1 protein-coding gene and 1 pseudogene are annotated in these 2,005 nt (G+C 62.9%); both read right to left on the bottom strand.

The window, feature by feature from the left end; genetic code table 11:
- On the bottom strand, window positions 1–1,207 hold a 1,207-nt coding region (locus EOA33_RS33795), incomplete at its 3' end, for a cysteine peptidase family C39 domain-containing protein (protein ID WP_245482519.1).
- 105 nt (window positions 1,208–1,312) lie between these two features.
- A pseudogene (locus tag EOA33_RS39485) lies at window positions 1,313–2,005 on the bottom strand (hypothetical protein); the annotation flags it as partial.

Raw genomic sequence — 2,005 nt, 5'->3', positions numbered from 1 at the left:
GAAACAGCCGGGCGCCGAGCTCGACGTCGATGCGGTTCGTCGTATGCGCGAACAGATAGACGCGCAGCGTGCCAAGGACGGTTTCGAAAACCGTCAGCGCGACGAGACCGGTGACCAGAACATCAAGCGTGCTCATGCTTCGATGCACGAGCACCTTGTCGATGATCACCTGGAAGAATAGCGGTGAGAGAAGGGCAAAAACCTGAAGGAAGAATGACGCGACCAGCACTTCGCTGAGAAGATGGCGATACTTGTGGACCGCGCCGAGAAACCAGCTGATATCGAACCGTCGAGAGAGATCCGTCAGGGGCGCGCGCCGGGTCATCAGGATGATGTCGCCGTCCCAGATGGCCTCAAGGTCGGCCTGGGTCATTGTAATGGGTTGCGGCGACGACGGGCGCTGAACGAGGAGCTTGTCGTCGACGACTTTGCCGAGGATCAGGAATCCACCGTCCCGAAGCACGGCGATTCCCGGCAACGGAGTAACCGCAAGCCGATTCCACTTCGTCCTCTGTGCCTGGGCTTTGAGTCCGAAATCCTTTGCACAGCGCAGGACTTCGGTAACACCCACGCGCGCCGCGCCCATCCGATGCCGGATCTGGTCCGGGTCGGCCGCGATGCCATGGCAACGCAGCAATATCGCCAAGGCAATGAGCCCTGAGTCATCGTCGCTCTCAGATGCGGTGCTCGTCGCCTCGGCGGCCGTATCGCGTCGATCGGCGAAACGCGGGCGCATCACGGTATCGCGGGCGCGCCGCAGCAGATCACGACCGCGCATACCCATGCCAGCAAGGGTATGAAGCGCCCGCTGCGCGACGTTCTGTGATCCGGCCAGGATCAAACGGCCATCCCAGATTGCTTCCAATTCCGCGCGCGTAATCCGCTTCGGCCCCGACGAGTGTGGATGCAGCACAACCGCGCCGTTGTCGTCGGCCTTTGCGAGAAGCAGAAATCCGCCATCGTGCAACGAAGCGATGCCGGGCAGCCGAACGCTCGAAAGACGGTTCCAATGTGCCTTGCGCGCGCCGACCTTAAGCCCGAGCTCGCGGGCGCAGCGAAGCATCGCGCGGATGCCGATTGCACCGCCGTCGCCATAGCGATCGCGGATCTGGTCGGGCTTGGCGTCCACGCCATGAAAGCGCAGGAACAGGGCCAGGGCTCGAAGTCCATGGTCTGCTGCGTAGGCATTCTCGTTTTGTATCGCCATTTTGGCTAACCCTTGCGGAAATACGTCCGCGTTCGATCTCCCCCTGGCATTCACAACCTTGACGGTGCTGCACCCAGGGGCGGAAGCCCCTGGGTGCGGAGGCGATCAATGGTGCGGTCTGGTCATGTACGTGTCGTGATCCCAGCTGGCTCCATTCGACAAGACAGCCACGATCTGACCGGAATCGACCCGGCCGGATTTGCCGGCCAGATACTGGTTCAGCAGCGCAAAACTCTGGCTTGCCAGGGACGCCCTGGCCGTGCCGGTCGCAGTCGGATGATCCGCCGCGGCAAGGCTATGCGGCGCCCAGGTCCTAGCGCCGCCGGCGACCAGGTCCCTTTGCTCGTGCAGCAGCGCAGGGCCCCGGGTTGCCAAGGACTCTAGCGACGTTGTGGCGGTCGCGGGCCGAGGATCCACTACGGTGATGCTCTGCGGCGAGGCTGTCGTGACGGCGCCGGTGACCGGGTCCTTGGCCGTTGCCGTCAGCGTGAGCGTCGCCACCGGATGAGCCGCGCCCTTGTAGTTCGATTGCAGCGTCAATCCGCTGTCGACCTGCGCCGCCGTCAAGGTGATGTTCTTGCCACTAAACGTCTTACCATCGAGCTTGTCGGTGATCGTCTCGTATCTCGGCAAGCCCGTCACATTCACGGTCACGACATCGTTGGGGTCGGTCGTTGTCACCTTGACTCCGAGGTCAACCGTACCACCCAGCCCGTTCACCTTGAGTGTCGGATCCGCGATGGTGAGGACCGGCGCGATCGATGACGGGGTGGTGGTGGTCGTTGGGGTGGTTGGGGC

This window comes from Mesorhizobium sp. M4A.F.Ca.ET.050.02.1.1 (assembly GCF_003997725.1).
Lineage (GTDB): Bacteria > Pseudomonadota > Alphaproteobacteria > Rhizobiales > Rhizobiaceae > Mesorhizobium.
This window is presented reverse-complemented; position numbering and strand designations above follow the sequence as displayed.